The following is an 18,931-nucleotide window of genomic DNA, read 5'->3' on the forward strand; positions in this document are numbered from 1 at the left end:
ACAGCGCCACCTAGCCAAGAACAACGCTCGTCTGCTCAACTGCACGCTCTCAGAGAGGTGGGGGAGACTGTTTGTATCTTGTCAAGTCGCAGTGAGGACCAGTATCGTTTCCAACCAGTCTCCATCAAAGCCAAACGTTCGCGCTGGTGTCGATCTTGGACTGAGGTCGCTAGCAACGATAGCCGATAGCGATGGCAATATAGAAGTCTTTCCCAACCCAGCACCACTACGTACGACGCTTACCGAGCGTCGTAGGGTTGGGCGCGCTCTTTCACGACGGATAATACCCGGTTCAAACGGATACAGGCGAGCGAAAGCCAAGCTCGCCAAGCTAGACCGCAAGTCCGTATACATCCGTCGTGAAAGTATCCACCAATTAACGCGTTACCTGGTGGATAACTACGGCGAGGTAAAGATTGAAGATCTGAATCTCGCCGCCATGAGGCAGAGCATGGGAAGACGAGCCTTTCGACGCTCGGTATCTGATGCCGGACTCGGAGCCTTTCGACCAACACTCGCCTACAAGGCCAAACGAGCCGGAGTTAAGGTAGTCGTTGTGGATCGCTTCTTCCCCTCATCGCAGATCCACCATGACTGCTCGGGCAGACTCATGGGTGCAAAGCTCGCCAAGAGACTTACCTGTGAGACCTGTCACGTTGAGGTGGATCGCGATGCCAATGCTGGGCTCAATATCCGTGACTGGTCGGTTACCAGTCCTGGCCTAGTTGAGGCCAGTGCCCTGTTCGTTCCCAGGCCCTCATCGGGTACAGACGACAGTTCAGATGATGGGTTGACTTATCACCTGGTGAGAGGATGTAAGACCAGTAGCAATACTGGCCGTGCTTGGAGAGGCAAGAACGACTCTCGGACAAGTGAGCATGAGAACCTTGTAAAGGGTGCATCATCATGAGTGGACTCACTATTAATCACTCGGATGCAACGGTTGACCAGGATGATTGGCTCGTTCGCGCCAAGGGTATTACCAAAGTTTTTACCACCAACGGCCGGGGCGTGCTCGCACTCAACAATGTTGATCTAACGTTGGCACGAGGCTCCTTTACCTCGCTCATTGGGCCATCGGGGTGTGGCAAATCCACCCTCCTCAGGATTGTTGGCGGTATCGAGACCCCGAGCCAGGGGTCCGTCAAACACGCACGAGCACTCCAGGTTGCTTTTGTCTTCCAAGACCATGCCCTCTTCCCTTGGCTCACTGTGCTCGACAACGTCAGTTTTGGCCTCAAAATGGCAGGCGTGGAGACCAAGGAGCGCAATCGCCGATCACAACTCTGGATCGACCGAGTAGGTCTCGCTGGCTTTGAGAAGGCGTTCCCCAACGCCCTCTCAGGAGGCATGCGGCAACGTCTCTCCATCGCTCGAGCGTTCGTGACGGAACCCGATGTCCTCCTCATGGACGAACCCATGGGGGCACTGGACGAACAGACCAGGCTCCTCATCCAGGAGGATTTGATTCGCTTGTGGGAGGAGACCCGCAAGACGGTGCTCCTTGTCACGCACTCCATTGACGAGGCCATCCTCCTCGGCGACCAGGTGATGGTCATGAGTCGACGCCCCGGACGCATCAAGGCCAGCCTCGATGTACCACTGGAACGACCTCGCACCCTTCACAACATGGCTGATCCACGATTCGTCACCTTGAAGGACACCATTATTAACGATCTCCACGATGAGGTCATGGCATCAATGGAGTCCCGTTGACCGCAACCTCCACAGAGAACCCGATCGATGCCGAGCTCAACCGGAGTTCGGCCCACAGTCGCCGGCTACGACAGCGTGACTTGGTACTAGGGATCGCTACCCCTATTGCGCTACTCGTACTTTGGCAGATCGCCAGTTCTACCGGCCTGATCGACGCCAAGATCTTTACCCCACCGACGACCATCTTCTCTACCGCCATCGCGCTGATCAACAACGGCATCTTGACCCACGATCTCGGTATCACCTCGCTCCGCCTCATCGTCGGTTTCGTCTTAGGAGGTGCGGCGGGGATCGTCGTCGGGATCTTCCTTGGCATCTTTCGTACGCTCCGCGCCGCCTTCTCTCCGCTGTTTTCCGCCCTCTACGCGGTTCCCCAGATCGCGGTGTTACCACTCCTCCTCGTCATTTTTGGGATCGGAGAGACACCGAAGATCCTCACCGTGGCCGCTGTCTCGTTTTTTGTCCTCGAAATCAACGCAATGGCAGGGGTGCGCTCGATCGATCCCCAGCTCATCGAAGCCGGAAGAGCGTACGGGGCCAAAGGTCGACGTCTTTTCTGGCACGTACTCATCCCCGGAACCTTGCCCGCCATCTTCACCGGTCTCCGAGTGGCGGCAGCACTTGCACTTGTCGTCGTCACCGCCACCGAGTTCGTCGCCGCTAACAGTGGATTGGGCTATCTGGTCTGGAACTCCTGGCAACTCTTCGAACCCAATCAGATGTACGTTGGTCTGATCACCATCGCACTGGTTGGAGTGGTGCTGACCGGCATCGTCGAACTCGTTGCGCGAAGGATCATGCCCTGGTCACGCAGGAACTCTCGTGACTGACCAGCAATCTTGACCTCAGCCGGGACCGTCGTCTCGGTTGGCTATACTCGCCTGGAAGATCCACTCCAGGACAGCTCAGAAGGTACTCCCAATCCGGGGTGGCTCCTAGGAAAACAGCAGTAAGGAACAGATACGATGCGTCGAATGAACAGATTGGCTACCGTTGCACTTGCCCTAGGAGCATCGGGCATCCTCGCCGCTTGTGGCAGCACCAGCACCAGTAGTACTACGAGCACCGCTTCAACGACCAACGTGACGGTCGCCTATGTGCCGATTCCGCTTTTTGACCCCCTCTACATCGCTATGGCCAAGGGCTACTTCGCCAAGGAACATCTCAACGTCCACTTGACCGTCGTCTCTTCAGGGCAGAGTGCAACCACCTTGGCGGCCACCAATCGCGTCCAGGTCGTCCTTGGGGGCTTCTCTGCGGGCATGTTCGATGCCATCAACCAGGGTTTGAACTTTAAGGTGGTCGGATCGATGGCGGCCGAAGCATCCGGCACTGCCGCAAATGGGCTCGTCGTTGCGAACGGCGTTGTTCCAGCTGGCAAATCCCTCACCGCCGCCGAACTGCGTGGTGCCAAAATCGGTATTGATGGAGGCGCTGGAGCAGCCGGGGGCTACCTCTTGGCCGAAGCACTCAAGCCGTATCACTTGACCCTCGCTGACGTGAACGTGGTCAACCTCGGCTTTCCCGATATGGAGACGGCGCTCGCCAATCACTCCGTCGCAGCGGCCTATCCAGCGGCACCCTTCCTCTCTGCGATTCTTGCCGCCAAGGATGGAACCCTCGTCTCCCCGGCACCGGTGAAAACCGCGGTCGTCGGTGTGATCTATGGCGGCTCCTTTGCCAAGACTCCTGCGGCCCAGCACTTCTTTGATGCGCTCGCCAAGGGAGCCCAAGACCTCCAAGGATCTGCCCAGACCAGCGCTGCAAACCTCGCCATCATTGCCAAGGCTACGGGAGAGTCCACAAGCATCTTGGCTACGGAACCACCGAGCATCTATGCACCAAACCTCGCACCTCCCGTCTCGACCCTTCAAGCGATGCAGCGGGTCTATCTGGCCAATGGGCTCGTCGACTACCACCAACCATTGAGCGTCTCTCGCTATATCGACCAGAGCTTTGCCAACAAGGTGCCGGCGAGTTAGCCACATTTGGCATCTGTGGCAGGTGCAGTTCACCGCCACAGTACCACTCCTGACTAACCTTATACCTATGCCTTCGCTCTTTGACCTCGATCCCGCCACCGCCGAGGAGACACTCGGCGCTCGATATCGGGTCAAACAGCTCTTCGAAGGACTCTTTGAGAAGGCGCTACCAGTGACGGAGATCACCAATCTCCCACTTCGGCTGCGCGCCCAGCTCGACAACGACTACCCCTTGAGCCTCAGCGAAGTAACCATGACGACCAGTGACGACATGGCGACTCGTAAATGGTTGTACGAAATCGACGGCGGCTATCGCATTGAGACCGTCTTGATGGAGTATCCACATCGAGCCACCGCATGCATCTCAACCCAGGCTGGCTGCGCCATGGCCTGTAGCTTCTGTGCAACTGGCCAGGGAGGGTTTGGGCGACAACTCACCACTGCAGAGATCGTCGAACAGGTATACCGGGCCAAACAAGCCGCACTCCCTCGCCGTCTCTCGAATATTGTCATGATGGGCATGGGGGAACCCCTCGCCAACTACCGATCCTTGATGGGGGCTCTCAGGGTCATCGTAGATCGTTTCGGAATATCACCTCGGCGCATTACCGTGTCAACCGTCGGCGTCGTTCCGGGCATCAAACGCCTCGCCACAGAGGGGCTACCGTTGACGCTCGCCGTCTCACTCCACGCCGCCAACGACCATGATCGCTCCGAGATCATTCCGCTAAATCGACGCTATCCGATCGAACAGATCGTTGCGAGCTGTGAAGAATGGACAGCGGCGACCTCCCGTCTGGTGAGTTTGGAGTGGGCGATGATCGCCGACTTTAACGACACCCAACGTGCCGCCGATGAGTTGGGCACCATCGCACGGCGCCTCAGAGCACACGTGAACCTCATCCCTCTCAACCCCACGCCCGGCTACCTTGTCCGTGGCAGCACGCGCGACCGAGTACTCGCCTTTCAGCGGACCCTCCAGGCAAACGATGTTCGCTGTACGATTCGGTCAACGCGTGGCCAGACCATTGATGCAGCGTGTGGACAACTCGCAATGCGCACAGAGCCGATGACTATTCGCCGCCGGTCCAACCCCCGCCTCACAGCATGTACTACCAGCTCCAACGAGGATAGGTCCCAGCCCATCGAGCGACAGCAAGGAGTTAGCAGATGATTGAATCGCAGCGAGCTGAAAGAATCGTTGAACTCGCCCCCTCGGTTTTGCCATGTGATTTTGGACGACTCGGCGAGGAGTTACAGGCCCTAGAAGAGGCCGGTGTGGATCGCATCCACTGGGACGTGATGGATGGCGTGTTTGTACCCAACATCACCATCGGGGCGCCCGTGATCGCCAGTTGCCGACGCTACAGCACGCTTCCCTACGAGGTGCACCTGATGATCGTCGATCCCGAACGTTACGTGGGCGAGTTCGTGGAGGCGGGCTGCGAGTTGATCACCGTGCACGCGGAGGCCACCCGTCATCTCCACCGGACCCTTAGCCTCATCAAGTCATTCGGGGTACGAGCCGGCGTTGCCCTCAACCCGGCTACGCCACTCACCGATGTCGAGTACGTCATGGATCAACTCGACGTGTTGATGATCATGAGCGTCAACCCAGGCTTTGGTGGCCAACACTATATCGAGGCGATGGATGCCAAGATTCTGGCGGCCGTTGCGCTCCGCGAAGTCACCAACCCGCTGGTCAAGATCGAGGTTGACGGCGGCGTCTCCGAGGAGACGATCCAAGAATGTGTGATCAACGGGGCAGAGGTCCTCGTTTCCGGCTCCGCCCTCATGGCACATCGTGGGCATCTCGCCGAGGCGGTTGAGAACTTCCATCAGCTTGCCCGTGATGTTCACCTGCAACGACCTACATCGCTCTAGGCCGAAGTTCCTCCTCCAGAAGGACTTCACCCCAGGTGGGCGGCCTTGCTACATGCCGGCACTAGGAAGGGACCTTTGGAATACGTCCAGCTAGCACACCTCAAGCGAGGTAGGGAATGGCAACCTCGGTCTGGGCCAAGAATGCAGCTACCACCGTCATCGCAGACGAACGTTTCAAGCGAAACGTGGAACCCGTAACCAGGTTCCAGTGATTCTCCACATACGTGACCAGCCGGGCACGACAACGGTCATCGTGAACAAGCTGATTCCAGAGCAACACTATGACTAAAAGATACTATGACTAGGAGATGGCCTCGTCCTCCAAAGACTGCCACCTGGGTTCGCGCCGCTCGACAAAGGCCGCCATCCCCTCGGCAGCCTCGGCGGACTCCATCGTGATAACGGCGAGCTCGGAGTTGAGTTGCCAGATCATCTCTGTTGCACGCGCATAGGTGCCACGCAGCAAGCGCTTGGTGTGGGCAATCGCCTGTGGACCAGCAGCAGCGATCCTCTCAGCAAAGGCAAGGGCTTCGGTAAGCAACTCTGCGCGCGGAACGACCCTATTGATCATCCCAAGCTCCAGAGCGCGATCTGCTCCGATCGGCTCGCCGGTCAGTGCAAGTTCCATCGCCACGCTTCGCCCAACAAGCTCGCTCAAGCGAATAAGGCCACCACCCGTCGCCAGGAGACCGCGTTTTGCCTCAGGAAGTCCGAAGCGAGCTCCTTCGCTTGCGACGACCAGATCGCAGTTGAGGACGATCTCAAAACCTCCCGCAACCGCGTAACCGTTGACCGCAGCGATCAAAGGTTTGGGGAAATCGTAACCACCAATACCGGCAAACCCACGACCAGGGATGATGACACCACCGCTACCGTTGGCTTGGGCAAACTTGAGATCCATTCCTGTGCAGAAGGCACGGTCTCCCGCTCCCGTCAGGACAACACTCCGAATCGAGGAGTCGGTCTCCGCATCTTGGAGTGCCTCAGTAATCCCCTCAGCGACCCTATCGTTCACACAGTTCAATTGCTCAGGACGATTGATCGTAACGACCATCGTCGCACCATGTTGTTGGACCTCTACTTCCGCCAATTCCCCCACCTTTTCGTTTTATCTCGACCGTATCGTCATAGTATGTCTCTCGGGTCATTCCCTCTGGGTAGCCATAATCGCTCGCATTGGTCATCCATGATTGGAAGAGATTGTAACCTATAGGAATGCCCAGCATGCGTGACAACAGTGAATCTTCCCTCAACAAGGGACACATCGCTCATCTTTGGGAACGGTGGAAGGACATCACTGCCCTCTCTCAGAACCCATTCATCGGCGAACTACCCGCCACCGTCTTTCGTGATGAGCAAGAACGACCTGACCATTGATCTGCCCGGTTATGGCAGCTAATCTGATCGCCTACGACGCTCAGCCAAGTTCTGTAAGTTATACCAGGCGGTGATGGTCGCAAGGATCGAGAGACCGACATAGACAACCAAGAGTGCAATCAAGAGGTGTTCGAGGTAGATTGACCAACCGTTATAGCCCTCCAAAACGTTTCGCAAGCTGGAGTAGGTCGCGATGAAGGCACCGACGAGTGTCAAGCGCACCCGCCATGGAACCTTCACCGATCAGCTCCTGTGGTCGATGGCCGCAACCGAGCAATTCCTAACTTGGCAGCGATCATGTCATCGCCGTGATACCAGAGCGCATCGATCTCACCACAGGGACTCATCTCACGCTCCAGTCGGGCGACCGTTGCCCCACCCTCAACAGCGACCACGACCGCCATCATGGAATCGAGAAAAGAGCCGCGCAACAGGCGTAGTTGACCAGGATCCACTAAAACTCCCGTGCGGCCACTCGACTCAGTGCAATCCATTACCGACCGGGCTACCGCGTTGGCTGAACTCAGCATCTGTGCTGGGATCTCTCGGCGGCGACGCGCAAGCACAAAACGATGTGCTGGCACGATTCCCAACTCCTCACAGATCTCAGTAAAGCGTCCGATCGGATCCGTCGCCGAGGGCACCACAACGGCTACGAGCTGGGTCACTCCACCGAACTGGGCCGTTTCGGCCATGAAGGGATGTCCCCGAAGATCAACAACCGGTGCGTCACCAGCGAGATCGACGACAAGCGCGTCGATGCGATCAACGAGAAACGCGCCAGGTGCCGATCCTGCCTCCATCGCACGACGGGCGGCCTGGACGAGCTCTGTCTCTGTCAACGGGGTGTCAACATTCGCGTGACCGGCGTCCATCTGCGCAAGGTCCATCTGCTCAGCGCCTTGGGCACCAGGAGTATCAACCACCAACCGAGCAGGCATCAGCCTGGTATCAGACGCTTCGGACGTGGTCAAGGTAACCGGATGCTCTGGCTGGGCCTCGTTCGGAGGAACCATGACCGGATCCGCTAGTGTTGCCCAGCTCGGAGCAGCGATGTTGGTCAACTTCGTCACCTTTCCATCCCGACGGAACACCTTGGGGGTCGACATCGGAGCGGAGATTGGAGGTGTTGGAGAGGAAGCAGTTGTCGTCGATGATCGTCCATAGGTCCTCGCAAGCTCATCTTGCACGCTCCGATAATCGGATTCATCCGCGTCGGCTGGCCCTAGCGGTCGTGGGCCTGCACTGACGAGTACGTTACGAAGGGCAGCTGCAAATCCAGGTGCTGAGATCGGTGCCGTTGGGGGTTCAACCACGACGGTGAAGCTGATGCGCTTCCCCACGAAGCCAGGCTTGCTCACCCGTTCTGCCGCCACCAGCCGAACGCCCTCTCCAAGCGCCGTTCGCGCCTTTGCGAGCGCCTCCTCAATCGATTTTCCATTAAACCGTAGCTGGTTCGACATCACCAATCACTCCTATCTGAATCAACTTAAGCGAAGGAGCAAGCTCCCTCACGGCCAACACTGGAATCGCTGCATCACCCGCGCGAAGGGTCTGGAAGAGTGCTCTACGAATAGCGGGCATACATACAAGTACTGGTTCATGACCCTCTATCTCAGCTCGCAGCTTGGCCGCCCGGATCTCCTCTCGAAGGCGAACGATCTCTTCCATGCCGATACCTAACACTCGGCGACCATCCACGGTTACCAGGCTCTCAGCAAAGCGCATCTCGAGCTGTGATGAGAGGTAGACAACCGCTAGCATCCCATCCTGGGCAAAAGTTGATGAGATAGCCCCACCGAGCGCTTCCCGCGCCGCATCGAGGAGTGCATCGGGCTCCTTGGAGGTGCGGTACCGATCGACAATCGCCTCAACAATCGCCGGCAGGTTTCTCACCGGAACGCGCTCGTCAAGCAGTTCTCGCAAGACTCGCTGAATATCACCCATGGCCACCTGAGCGGTGTTGAGTTCATCAACCACCACGGGAGCAACTCGCTTGAGAGCATCGAGCATCTCTTTGGTCTGCTGCCGTGTGAGCAGTGCACCTGCATGATGTTGGACAACCTCTGAGAGATGGGTGACGATGACCGAAGAGCGATCCACCACGGTAGCTCCGAGCACCTGTGCCTGGGTCTTGTAGTCGGGTGGGATCCAACGAGCTCGCAGGCCAAAGACAGGATCGACGGTCTCCTCACCGGGTAATGCATCGAGATTATCACCGATCGCGAGCACGCGATCACGAGGGACTTTCCCGCGACTGATCTCCATCTCTGCGATCTTGATCACGTACTCGGTGGGGCCGATATCCAAATTGTCGTGCGTTCGCACTGGCGGCAGTACGAAACCGAGTTCCCCAGCCAGTTTGCGGCGCAGCCCCTTTACCCGTTCAAGCAGGTCGCCACCCTTTGCCGGATCCACCACGTCGAGGAGTTCAAAGCCCAACTCGAGTTCGAGGATCTCGACGCCAACGACGTCCTGGGCGGTCTCGGGGGCCGCGACCTGGGTCAGCGCCTCAGCCGTCGCCCCTTCATCTCGCTCAGGAGTCTTTGAGACACGCCATCCAATCACAAAGACGGTGCCACCGACGAGCAGGAACGGAAGCTTTGGCAAGCCCGGCAGCAAACCAAGAGTGCCGATAATACCGCCAGCGATCTGGAGGGCTACGGACTGCTTCAAGAGCTGTTGCAAAAGATCGAGGCCAAAGTCCGAGTCGTTCGAGGTTCGGGTCACAACCAGACCGGTTGCGATCGAGAGGAGCAGCGCGGGGATCTGACTGACGAGACCGTCACCAACAGAGAGCAAGGAGTACGTATCAATCGACTGGGTGATCGAGAGATGATGCTGCACCACACCGACGATGAAGCCGCCGATGAGGTTGATCACGGTGATCACCGCCGCTGCGATGGCATCACCCTTGATGAACTTCGAAGCGCCGTCCATCGCGCCGTAGAAGTCAGCCTCCTTGGAGATACGTGCGCGTCGTCGTCGAGCCTCGGCCTCATCGATGTGGCCAGCGTTGAGGTCGGCATCGATAGCCATCTGCTTGCCCGGCATCGCATCCAAGGTGAACCGAGCACCAACCTCAGCGACCCGTCCTGCACCAGAGGTAATCACGACGAACTGGATGATGAACAAAATAGCGAAGACAACCAGACCGACAACGACCGATCCGCCGACCACAAAGTGGCCAAAGCTCTCGATCACGGATCCGGCATAGGCATGCAACAGCACCAATCGGGTCGCCGAGACATTGAGCGCCAATCGAAACATGGTTGCGATTAAGAGCACTGAGGGGAAGGCCGCGAACTCCAAAGGATCCGTCACTCGCAGGGAGACTCCGAGGACGACCAGTGCGAAGGTGATGTTGGCGGTGATAAGTATATCGAGCAGCTGTGAGGGGATTGGAACGACTAACATCACCACAATCACGGCGATGCCAATCGGTACCGCGAGCGCCAAGCGGCGCATACGGGCACTCTCCATGGTCCTCCCTCATTGAACCTTGGTCATCCTTGAGAATAGGGCTCATCCGTGTACTCAACACTTCGTCAGTCAAGTGCACGACCTTTAATTAAAACCATCAACCAACGATGAATTGGAGCTGCCTAGGTGGCGAGTTCGGTGAGAACTCGCTCCAGAATCTCCTCCGGGATCTCCTCTAAATTGGACTGATGGGTGGACTCGTAGTACCGTGCGGTCGTCGAAAGCTGATAGACAAAGGCGAGGAGACGAGCCACGACCAGGAACAGAGAACCAGGGATCGACTCTCCGACAGGAACCGCGATATTGAGCGCGCGCGCCAGGGGCGGGTCGATGACGATCGGCACCCCTGCCACCCGAGCCCGCTCTCGAATGGTAGCAGCGATGTACTCCGAGCCCTTGGCTAAAACGATAGGTGCGCGATGGGTCGCCGGCTCATACTTGAGCGCAACCGCCACGTGTGTGGGATTCGCCACCACCACGTCAGCGAGGGCCACGTTGGCGATCATACGCCGCCTTGAGAGCTCTCGAGCGACTCGACGGCGGCGCCCCTTGGTCTGTAGATCCCCCTCGTACTGCTTGATCTCATCCTTGACCTCTTGACGAGTCATCAGCAGCTGTTTGCGCACCTGCTGCCGAGAACGGCCGTAGTCAATCAGTGCAATCGCGAGTCCCAAGACCCCAGTAAGCCGTACCAGCTCCAGACTCATCGAGGCGACCTGCGCGGCCACAGCGAGCGGCGCAACTGACGCAGACGTCAAGGCATCCACGCCTCCCAACAATAGGAGCGTCGAGACCACCACGACGATCAACAGCTTCACGAGCGACTTCGCTGCCTCAATCGCTGGGGTGGTGGAGAAGATGCGTGAAAGATTCTGCTTTGGCGAGAAATGAGTAAAGGTCGGTGTGATCTTTTTGGGTACAAAGCGTATTCCCACCTGCGCAATGTTGATCAGTGCCACGAAAACTGCGACTGGCGTCGCGACAATAATAGCGAGTTCCCCCACGGTCTCGAGTCCCGATTCGAGCCGACGCAGGGCCGTTGCCGTGGTGATTGACGCGCCACCATTGAGAGCAAGGTGGCTAAAGGCGACGATCTTTGCCTCCACGAGATGAAACATCAACGGTGCGGCCAGTGAAAACGTGAGGATCACCAACCAAGTCGCTAGTTCCGCAGAGCGTGCAACCGTCCCCTCTTTCTTGGCCTTTTGCAGCTTCTGTGCCGTCGGCTGTTCGGTACCCTCATTCTTTGGCACTTAACCTCCCAAGAGGTCCCGCTCAGCCGCTAAGAGGTCTCGGATCGAGGCATCAAAGAGATGCGGCAAGAGGGGCACCGCGACCACCATTAGGATGAATGACAGAAGAATCTGGAGTGGGAAGATGAAGGTCAACGCATAGAGCTGAGGGGCGACCTTGGTGAGGATGCCAACGACGATCTGAGAGAAAAACATCACCGCAAGGATCGGCGAGGCCACCTCGAGCGAGGAGACAAAGAGAATCGTCACCGACTTGACTAAGATGCCGAGTGTGAAGGAGAGATGGAAGAGATTCGGTGTCCCAAAACTGGCGAAATACCCATGAATCACCACCACATCGGCCCCTGAGACGAAGAAGAGGACGATCCACATCAGGTTGTAGAACTCACCAGTCACTGGGGTCTCATTCAGCGATAGCGGGTCGAGTGCTGGTGGAGTCGAGAAGCCACCGAAAAGGCCCACCAGCCCACCCGCTGACTCCCCAAGAGAGACAAACAACATAGCGAAGAAGCCGAGCGCCGCTCCAATGAGTAGTTGTTCAGCAGTGGTGCCGATCAAGCCACCCGTCGTCGTCGGCAGTGCCATCCCCCGAACAAGCGGCGACTCGGTTCCAAGGCCAAAGGCGACAGCGATCGCCACTCGCGCCGTGATCGGAACCACCGGCATCGCGAACGGAAAAGCCACCAGGATAAAACCCATCGAACGGCTGAACGCCAGGAGGTAGCCGATCAGCCAATGTGCATCGAAGGCTACCTGCATACAAACCCGCTTCCTTGGTGCTTGGCCATCTCAAAGAGAACTCACCAAAGAAGGGATCTCTCGATACATCTGAATGGTAAACCCATCGAGTTGAGAGAGCATCCAATGACCAGCAAGGAAGATGATGAGTGCAATCACGACAAGTTTGGGGAGAAAGCTCAAGGTCGCCTCTTGAATTTGGGTAAGCGTCTGGATAAAGGCCACAACGAGACCAATCGCTAGGGCTCCAGCCAATACCGGTCCGGCGAGCTTGGCGGCGAGATAGAGAGTTTGGCCAGCGATCTGGAGGACAGGTCCATCATTCATTGCCTACTCATTTCATACTCACTAGCAACGCGTGCACCACAAGTGTCCAACCATCGACCATGACAAAAAGTAACAGCTTGAAGGGAAGTGATACCAGCGTTGGTGGCAGCATCATCATCCCCAAACTCATCAGGATCGACGACACCACCAGATCGATCACGAGAAAGGGCAGAAAGATCACAAAGCCGATAATGAAGGCCGAATGCAACTCCGAGAGCAAGAAGGCGGGAATAACCGCATCCATCGAAACGCTCGTTGGTGCGACCGTGCCTTGATGATTCACCTTGGCAAAGAGCTCAAGCTCTTGGGTCCTGGTGTTGGAGAGCATCCACTCCTTGATCGGAGTCTGCGCCCGATCATAGGCTTGCACTGCGTTGATTTGTCCGTGCAGATAGGGCTGGACCGCCACATGATCGACGATCTTGATGGTCGGTGCCATGATGAAGATCGCAAGAAAGAGAGCGAGTCCCGCCAGCACCTGGTTTGGAGGTGTCGCGGTGAGCCCAAGTGCATTTCGCGTGATCGAGAGCACCACCACGATCTGGACGAATCCCGTCAACAGGATAAGGAGGGATGGCGCAACCGACAACAAGGTGAGGACCAAGATGATGATCAGTGACTCACTCGGCCCTGAGGCACCGTGCAAGCTGATATTCAGGCTCGGCAACTTCGTTGCCGGCCCGACGGCCCCAAGCAGTGCCGTCCCGAGAGTAGCAGAGCCCATTGATTAACTCTGTTGTCCGCCGAGTAGCCGGCGAATACCAGCCACTACGCTCTCCTTCTGCCGTCCATGCCAGATATCGCCATTCGTCCTGCCCCAGGTCGCCAGCAGTTCGCGCTCCGGATCTTCAATCATTGAAAGATCTAAGACTTCGACCGGCTCCTCAGGGGCGAGCTCCACGCCAAGCTCACCGAGAAGTTGAAGCTGTGTGCCGGAGACCCCAATGAGCAGGCGCTTCTCCCCTGCATCGAGGACAAATATGTTCGCCTTCTGACCAAGAGCGACCCGCTGGGTCACCTTCAGTGGTCCGTGCCCTCGTTCAGCACCCACCATCCCAATGCGTCGGCGTTTGGCAACCTTACCCATGCCAACGATGAGGGCAATGACGGCCCCGAGCGCCAGCAACGCGCTAGCAATCGACCCCATCAGCGCCCAGCCCTCAAGTTATCGACCTCTTCAGAGTTGACCACCTCGACGATGCGCACGCCGAACTCATCATCGACGACGACGACCTCACCATGGGCCACCAGAGTTCCGTTCACCAAGACATCGACTGGCGCATTTGCCGCACGATCGAGTTCGATGACGTCACCACTGGTGAGGTTCAAAAGTGCCTTAACCGACATCTTCGCCCGACCAAGCTCTACGGTCAACTCCATCTCGACGTTGCGAAGCACCGCAAGGTTATCGACCGTCACTGGCCGTTCTACCTCGGCTATCTCCTCATTCTCCATCCTTACTCCTCCTCACCCACGATGATTGCCGCGACACGGGAACCAGCCTGCCCCAGTACCGCCTTGTACAGTTCCACTCGGTCCACCACCACCGACATCGGACGACTCTTTCGGTGCCCAAGGCCGACCACGTCTCCTGGCTTGAGCCGAAGGAAGGCCTGCGACGAGATCGTCGTGGGGGTCAGACGGACCCGGGCAATGACCGGTACTTCTTGCAGCCGGCGTTCGAAGGCTGCCTGGAAGTCGGTGCCATTCTCCTGCATGACGACCGCTCGGGAGGAGATCGTCTCCACCACCGGACGCAACATCGAATAGGGCAAGATCATCGAGAGTTCACTCGCCTCGTCATCGCCAAGCGAGAAACGGAACTTCGCCCATACACACATCTCGCCAAGGGGTATGCCCTGGATGAACTCCAAGGAGGGTTCCGTGTGGATGCGATCGGGTACCACCGCAGTCTGGGTCGAGATCGCGGCTGCGACCTGGGTCACCATATCCTCAAAAAGTTTGGAGGCGAGGTTCTGTTCGAGATCAGTCAACTCACGCGACTCGATCGGTGGCGAGTCTCCTTCACCCCCAAGACGAAGGTCGATCAGCCGAAGGGCGACCGCTGCCGGCAGAAAAATCGTCGCTCGCGAAGCGAGCGGATGGAGTGCGAAGTTGATCACCAACCCTGAACCAGTCAGCTCTGAGAGGACGCTCTCCCATGACAACTGGTCGATTGCGTCGAGCTCGATCTTGACATTGCGGCGCAGGGCAGCCCCGAGCAAGGTTGCACTCGGCCGTGATGCGCTCTCTAACAGCAACTCCACGCCGCGCAGATGGGAACGTTCAAAACTTCTTGGTAGACGAAAGTCGACCGGTCGTATCGATCGTCGCTTCTGATCCTCTGTGGTCTCCCAGCTCATGGGTTCTTCATCGACCGTAGAACCCTCAACTGAAGAATTTCCTTCTTACTGCACGATGATTACTGCACGATGAAACTCGCAAAGAGGATGGACTGCACCGTATCCCACGGCTTTGGTCCAGTGTGTAGCACCGCATTGAAGGCATTGGTCAGGGTCACCGCAGCTTGTGTTCGACCAGAGGTCGGAAGTAATTCGCTATAACCCATGCCACCGAAGCTCAAGATCGCAGCGTTGTTCAGTTCTGGGAGATCTTTAACGATCTCGGCCTTCGTATCACCCGGCGCGAGTTCAAGGAGCATCTGCGCCTGGACGATGTGGCCATCGTCAAGGTTCGTGGTGATGACCGGCATCGTGTACGAGATGCTCGGCAATGTTACCGCCGTCTTTGCTCCCTTGGTAGCCTTTGTGGGCTTTTTCAGTACCAAGAAGTACGCCGCTACCGCCGCGAGCACCATCACCACGATGATGATGAGCAGCAACTTCTTCTTGCTTTTCTTCTTGGGCTGTTCCTCTGGGGTCGCCTCGACCGGCGCCATCCTGGTCGCCATTGTTGTGCCTCCTTACAGTCGGTTGTTGGTTTGCGAGTTAAGAATCACGACATCGACTCTTCGATTCAACGCCATGTTCGTCGGGTTTGAATTGGGTACAATTGGGTGGGTAGCACCAAAGCCAGTCGCCGAGAGTCGGCTCGCACCGATCCCGTCGGTACGCATGAGCTGTTCCAAGACCGTCACCGCTCGCACGGCTGAGAGTTCGAAGTTCGATGAAAAAGGCCCACCATAGATGGGTGCCGAGTCGGTATAGCCCTCCACATCGATATCGTTTGGCAGCGGTTGCACCACCTTGCCGATGATATTGACGACCTCACTACCTACTGGACCAAGTGCAGCAGAATCGGTGTTAAAAAAGACCTTATCTGAGAGCAGTCGAACAACCACTCCTCGTTTTTCAACCGCTACTTGGACATCGTTGGCGAGGTTCGCCTGTGCAAGAGCTGCATTGATCTCGGCTGCGAGCTGGCTATCTTGCTGGGAGACACTCGCGGGAGTGCCTGCCCCAGTTTGAGGTATTGAGATCTGTGGAGGTCCTGGTGTGACCCCGGGATGGGTGATGAGCGAGCGATGTTCCAAGAGACCGGTTCCCCCCTTCAGTGCAGATTGAAGTTGCATCTGCGAGAAGGTCTGCATTAAACCTGTCTTGAACTCATCAAACTTCTTCTGCGAGATACTGCTCATCGCGAACAACACGACAAAGAGCGCCAACAAAAGCGTGATCATATCTGCATAGGTGAGCAACCAGCGTTCCGAGTTCTCCGCCTCCGCTTCACCCTCCGCACGTTTTCCCATGCCTAGGCCGCCTTGCCCTTGCCCTGACTCTTGCCTTGCTTCGGGCTCTCCCCGGTTGCTCGATCCGCCGGAGCTAGATAGGTCATCAACTGTTGTTCCAGGAGGCGCGGCGAGGATCCGCTCTGGATGGCCAAGGCGCCATCGACAATGAGGAGCTTTGCCATGTGCTCCTGTTCGGCCAGATGGGCGAGCTTGTTCGAGATCGGCAGCCAGATCACGTTCGCCGTCATGACACCCCAAAGTGTGGCGGTGAAGGCCGCTGAGATCGCTGGACCTAAGGTGTTTGGCGATGAGAGATTCGCGAGCACATGGATCAGTCCCATCACGGTGCCGAGGATGCCAAGCGTCGGAGCAAAACCCGCCATATCCTTGAAGAACTTGGCACCAGCCTTATGTCGAGATCGCATTGCGTCGATATCGGCTTCGAGGATCTCTCGGATCTTCTCACCATCGACCCCGTCGATGATGAGCTGGATTCCGGTCTTCAAAAACGGATCGGTGAGATCCTTCGCCGCCGTCTCGAGAGCGAGTACTCCCTCACGCCGAGCCATCTCTGCGAACTTGACGAGCGTCTCGACGGTCTCTTCTGCCGTCAAGGACTTGGCAAGGATCGCTGACTTCAGTGCGCCAACGATCCTGCCAACTTCCTTGAAGCGGATACCAGCAAGGGAGACAAAAACCGTACCGCCGATCACCAAGAGCATCGCTGAGGGCGCGATCAACGATGCCGGATTGCCACCATCGAGTACCATCGCAACGATGACGGCGATGAGCGCGAATACGATCCCTATCGGGGTTGCAACATCCATGCCTACTCCAACTCACTTCCATGTAACACCATCAACGCTCGATGATCCTGACTCCCAAGCGCTGGATGAAGAATCCTCGCCTTGTAGTCGATCACGATCCCGACGATCGCTGACACCGACTCCTTGACGACAAAACACGCTCCTGTCGTGAGCGTGATCACCGTGTCCGGTGTCGCTTCGATCTTTTCAATCAGATCTGCGTTCAGAATAACTGTCGATCCTGACAGCCGAGTTACCTCGATCATCGTGCACCTCCCATGTGCTGTAAGGAGCATCGGCACAAACCGTGGCCACCTCAAGAGCAAATGGGTGCGAATTTTATGCCATCTGCACCAGGGATTGGAGTACCGAGGCCGTCGTTGAGACCACCTTGGTATTCGCCTGATAGGCGGTCTGTGCGAGCACGAGGTCGGTCAACTCATTGCCGAGGTTCACGTTCGACTCCTCCACCGAGCCGCCCACAAAGGTCCCCCGACCACCGGAACCCGCCGCTCCAAGTTGAGCAGCACCCGAGTTCAGGGTTGCCTGGTAGAGGAGGTTACCCTGCTTTGCAAGACCCTCGGGGTTCGTGAACAACGCACTCGCGATCTGGCCAAGAACCTGCTTCGTGCCGTTCGCATAGGTGCCCTGCACCGTTCCATCTGATCCGATGCTAAAGCCAGTCAAGGCACCAGAAGGGGCACCGTCTTGGTTGGTGACCGCCAAGGATGAGGAGTTCCCGGCGAATTGCGTAACCGCGTTAGTGGAACCAACGGCCGGAAAGTCGAGGTTCGCGGTGTAGCCAGTTGGCAAATTATAGGTTGCTGGAAATCCACCTACGGTAGCGGTCGTCAAATTGCTCGTGCTGCCGTTAATACTTGCGATCTGACCAGTAGTTTGGTCGAAGGTGATCGGAGTCCCTCCAGAGATAACCCCTGACGCCGACTGCGTTGCCGTCGTCCCGTCAATCGAGAGGTAGGTGGGGGTGGTGCTCGTCCCTGAGGGCGGCACTGACGCTGCAACCGTCCACGACCCTGGAGTTGTCGAACTCGGGACAAAGGTAAACGTGATTGGAATCGGATCACCCAGCGAATCATACGCGGTAGTCGTAACCGTCACTGGGTTCGTTGCACCAGCCTCCAAGTTGCCACCAAGCGTGATGTTTTGAGTGGCCTTTGGATTTGCTACCTGTCCTTGCGGAATCGTGATGCCGGTGAGCGGGCTATTCTGGTTGATCTGGCCGTTTGCTCCGGGTGCCCAACCCTGCACGATCGCACCGGTAGCGGTCACGAGTTGACCTGCGGCATCGAGCTGGAGCGCACCATCGGTGGTGTAGTAGTCCTGACCTCCTTGGGAGACCACAAGAAAACCATTACCTGAGATCGCGAGGTCCGTTGAGACCCCTGTCTGTTGCATCGTTCCTTGGGCAAAGTTGGTATTATTGCTGGCGACCCGCACGCCGGATCCCATCACAATCGGGTTGGTGCCACCCTGATTGCCAACGGCAGGGGCGCCCGCCCCTTGCGACTGCTGATAGAGCAGGTCAGCGAATTGGATGGAGGTGGATTGGTAACCAACGGTGTTCGAGTTGGCGATGTTGTTGGCGATGTTATCGAGCCACTGCTGATCGGCGTTAATACCAGTAATGGCTGCGGATAGGGACTTGGTCATGAT

The 18,931-nt window shown here is 57.3% G+C and carries 23 protein-coding genes; 7 read left to right on the top strand and 16 right to left on the bottom strand.

Annotated elements, in window-relative coordinates; genetic code table 11:
- Positions 1–67 precede the first annotated feature (67 nt).
- From M7439_RS05885 to rpe, 6 genes are all read left to right on the top strand, one after another.
- Positions 68–910 carry an RNA-guided endonuclease TnpB family protein gene (locus M7439_RS05885; RefSeq protein WP_298344727.1) on the top strand — a complete coding sequence of 281 codons (843 nt, stop codon included), beginning with the start codon at positions 68–70 and terminating at the stop codon, positions 908–910.
- Complete coding sequence (locus tag M7439_RS05890; RefSeq protein WP_298344719.1) at positions 907–1,716, top strand: ABC transporter ATP-binding protein; 810 nt, start codon at positions 907–909, stop codon at positions 1,714–1,716. The genes M7439_RS05885 and M7439_RS05890 overlap by 4 nt, the downstream gene beginning before the upstream one ends.
- Complete coding sequence (locus tag M7439_RS05895) at positions 1,713–2,546, top strand: ABC transporter permease (RefSeq protein WP_298344716.1); 834 nt, start codon at positions 1,713–1,715, stop codon at positions 2,544–2,546. Before M7439_RS05890 ends, M7439_RS05895 begins: the two co-directional genes overlap by 4 nt.
- Positions 2,547–2,690: 144 nt before the next feature.
- Complete coding sequence (locus M7439_RS05900; RefSeq protein ID WP_298344713.1) at positions 2,691–3,698, top strand: ABC transporter substrate-binding protein; 1,008 nt, start codon at positions 2,691–2,693, stop codon at positions 3,696–3,698.
- Positions 3,699–3,765: 67 nt separating this feature from the next.
- Positions 3,766–4,872, top strand: coding sequence for a 23S rRNA (adenine(2503)-C(2))-methyltransferase RlmN (gene rlmN / locus M7439_RS05905; RefSeq protein ID WP_298344710.1), 1,107 nt, complete (start codon positions 3,766–3,768; stop codon positions 4,870–4,872).
- Positions 4,869–5,582, top strand: coding sequence for a ribulose-phosphate 3-epimerase (rpe, locus tag M7439_RS05910; RefSeq protein WP_298344707.1), 714 nt, complete (start codon positions 4,869–4,871; stop codon positions 5,580–5,582). The genes rlmN and rpe overlap by 4 nt, the downstream gene beginning before the upstream one ends.
- Before the next feature lie 301 nt (positions 5,583–5,883).
- Here rpe and M7439_RS05915 read toward each other — a convergent pair whose 3' ends face one another.
- A complete protein-coding gene (locus M7439_RS05915) occupies positions 5,884–6,672 on the bottom strand; it encodes an enoyl-CoA hydratase-related protein (RefSeq protein ID WP_298344704.1) in 789 nt (262 codons plus the stop codon).
- A gap of 134 nt (positions 6,673–6,806) precedes the next feature.
- Between M7439_RS05915 and M7439_RS05920 the strand changes: the two genes are divergently transcribed.
- Positions 6,807–6,959, top strand: coding sequence for a hypothetical protein (locus M7439_RS05920; protein WP_298344701.1), 153 nt, complete (start codon positions 6,807–6,809; stop codon positions 6,957–6,959).
- Positions 6,960–6,977: 18 nt separating this feature from the next.
- Here M7439_RS05920 and M7439_RS05925 read toward each other — a convergent pair whose 3' ends face one another.
- The 15 genes from M7439_RS05925 to M7439_RS05995 form a co-directional block, all read right to left on the bottom strand.
- Positions 6,978–7,199, bottom strand: a complete 222-nt coding sequence (locus tag M7439_RS05925; RefSeq protein WP_298344698.1) for a hypothetical protein — start codon at positions 7,197–7,199, stop codon at positions 6,978–6,980.
- A complete protein-coding gene (locus M7439_RS05930; protein WP_298344695.1) occupies positions 7,196–8,425 on the bottom strand; it encodes a hypothetical protein in 1,230 nt (409 codons plus the stop codon). Before M7439_RS05930 ends, M7439_RS05925 begins: the two co-directional genes overlap by 4 nt.
- A complete protein-coding gene (locus tag M7439_RS05935) occupies positions 8,400–10,442 on the bottom strand; it encodes a flagellar biosynthesis protein FlhA (RefSeq protein WP_298344692.1) in 2,043 nt (680 codons plus the stop codon). The genes M7439_RS05930 and M7439_RS05935 overlap by 26 nt, the downstream gene beginning before the upstream one ends.
- Positions 10,443–10,564: 122 nt before the next feature.
- Positions 10,565–11,695 carry a flagellar biosynthesis protein FlhB gene (locus M7439_RS05940; RefSeq protein WP_298344689.1) on the bottom strand — a complete coding sequence of 377 codons (1,131 nt, stop codon included), beginning with the start codon at positions 11,693–11,695 and terminating at the stop codon, positions 10,565–10,567.
- Positions 11,696–12,454, bottom strand: coding sequence for a flagellar biosynthetic protein FliR (locus M7439_RS05945; RefSeq protein ID WP_298344686.1), 759 nt, complete (start codon positions 12,452–12,454; stop codon positions 11,696–11,698). It lies immediately after the preceding gene.
- Positions 12,455–12,484: 30 nt separating this feature from the next.
- On the bottom strand, positions 12,485–12,760 hold the full coding sequence (locus tag M7439_RS05950; RefSeq protein WP_298337753.1) for a flagellar biosynthetic protein FliQ: 276 nt from the start codon (positions 12,758–12,760) through the stop codon (positions 12,485–12,487).
- Positions 12,761–12,767: 7 nt separating this feature from the next.
- On the bottom strand, positions 12,768–13,484 hold the full coding sequence (gene fliP, locus M7439_RS05955; RefSeq protein ID WP_298344683.1) for a flagellar type III secretion system pore protein FliP: 717 nt from the start codon (positions 13,482–13,484) through the stop codon (positions 12,768–12,770).
- A gap of 3 nt (positions 13,485–13,487) precedes the next feature.
- Positions 13,488–13,907 (bottom strand): flagellar biosynthetic protein FliO, encoded by a 420-nt coding sequence (locus M7439_RS05960; protein WP_298344681.1) that lies wholly within the window; start codon positions 13,905–13,907, stop codon positions 13,488–13,490.
- A complete protein-coding gene (gene fliN / locus M7439_RS05965) occupies positions 13,907–14,215 on the bottom strand; it encodes a flagellar motor switch protein FliN (protein ID WP_298337747.1) in 309 nt (102 codons plus the stop codon). The genes M7439_RS05960 and fliN overlap by 1 nt, the downstream gene beginning before the upstream one ends.
- A gap of 2 nt (positions 14,216–14,217) precedes the next feature.
- Complete coding sequence (locus M7439_RS05970; RefSeq protein ID WP_298344679.1) at positions 14,218–15,123, bottom strand: flagellar motor switch protein FliM; 906 nt, start codon at positions 15,121–15,123, stop codon at positions 14,218–14,220.
- Positions 15,124–15,182: 59 nt separating this feature from the next.
- Positions 15,183–15,671 (bottom strand): flagellar basal body-associated protein FliL, encoded by a 489-nt coding sequence (gene fliL / locus M7439_RS05975; protein WP_298344677.1) that lies wholly within the window; start codon positions 15,669–15,671, stop codon positions 15,183–15,185.
- A 12-nt stretch (positions 15,672–15,683) separates the two neighbouring features.
- On the bottom strand, positions 15,684–16,469 hold the full coding sequence (locus M7439_RS05980; protein ID WP_298344675.1) for a flagellar motor protein MotB: 786 nt from the start codon (positions 16,467–16,469) through the stop codon (positions 15,684–15,686).
- 2 nt (positions 16,470–16,471) lie between these two features.
- Positions 16,472–17,278, bottom strand: a complete 807-nt coding sequence (locus tag M7439_RS05985; RefSeq protein ID WP_298344673.1) for a motility protein A — start codon at positions 17,276–17,278, stop codon at positions 16,472–16,474.
- A 2-nt stretch (positions 17,279–17,280) separates the two neighbouring features.
- Positions 17,281–17,523, bottom strand: a complete 243-nt coding sequence (locus tag M7439_RS05990) for a flagellar FlbD family protein (RefSeq protein WP_298344671.1) — start codon at positions 17,521–17,523, stop codon at positions 17,281–17,283.
- Positions 17,524–17,596: 73 nt separating this feature from the next.
- Positions 17,597–18,928 carry a flagellar hook protein FlgE gene (locus M7439_RS05995; RefSeq protein WP_298344669.1) on the bottom strand — a complete coding sequence of 444 codons (1,332 nt, stop codon included), beginning with the start codon at positions 18,926–18,928 and terminating at the stop codon, positions 17,597–17,599.
- Positions 18,929–18,931: the final 3 nt, after the last annotated feature.

Source organism: Ferrimicrobium sp. (genome assembly GCF_027319265.1).
GTDB lineage: Bacteria > Actinomycetota > Acidimicrobiia > Acidimicrobiales > Acidimicrobiaceae > Ferrimicrobium.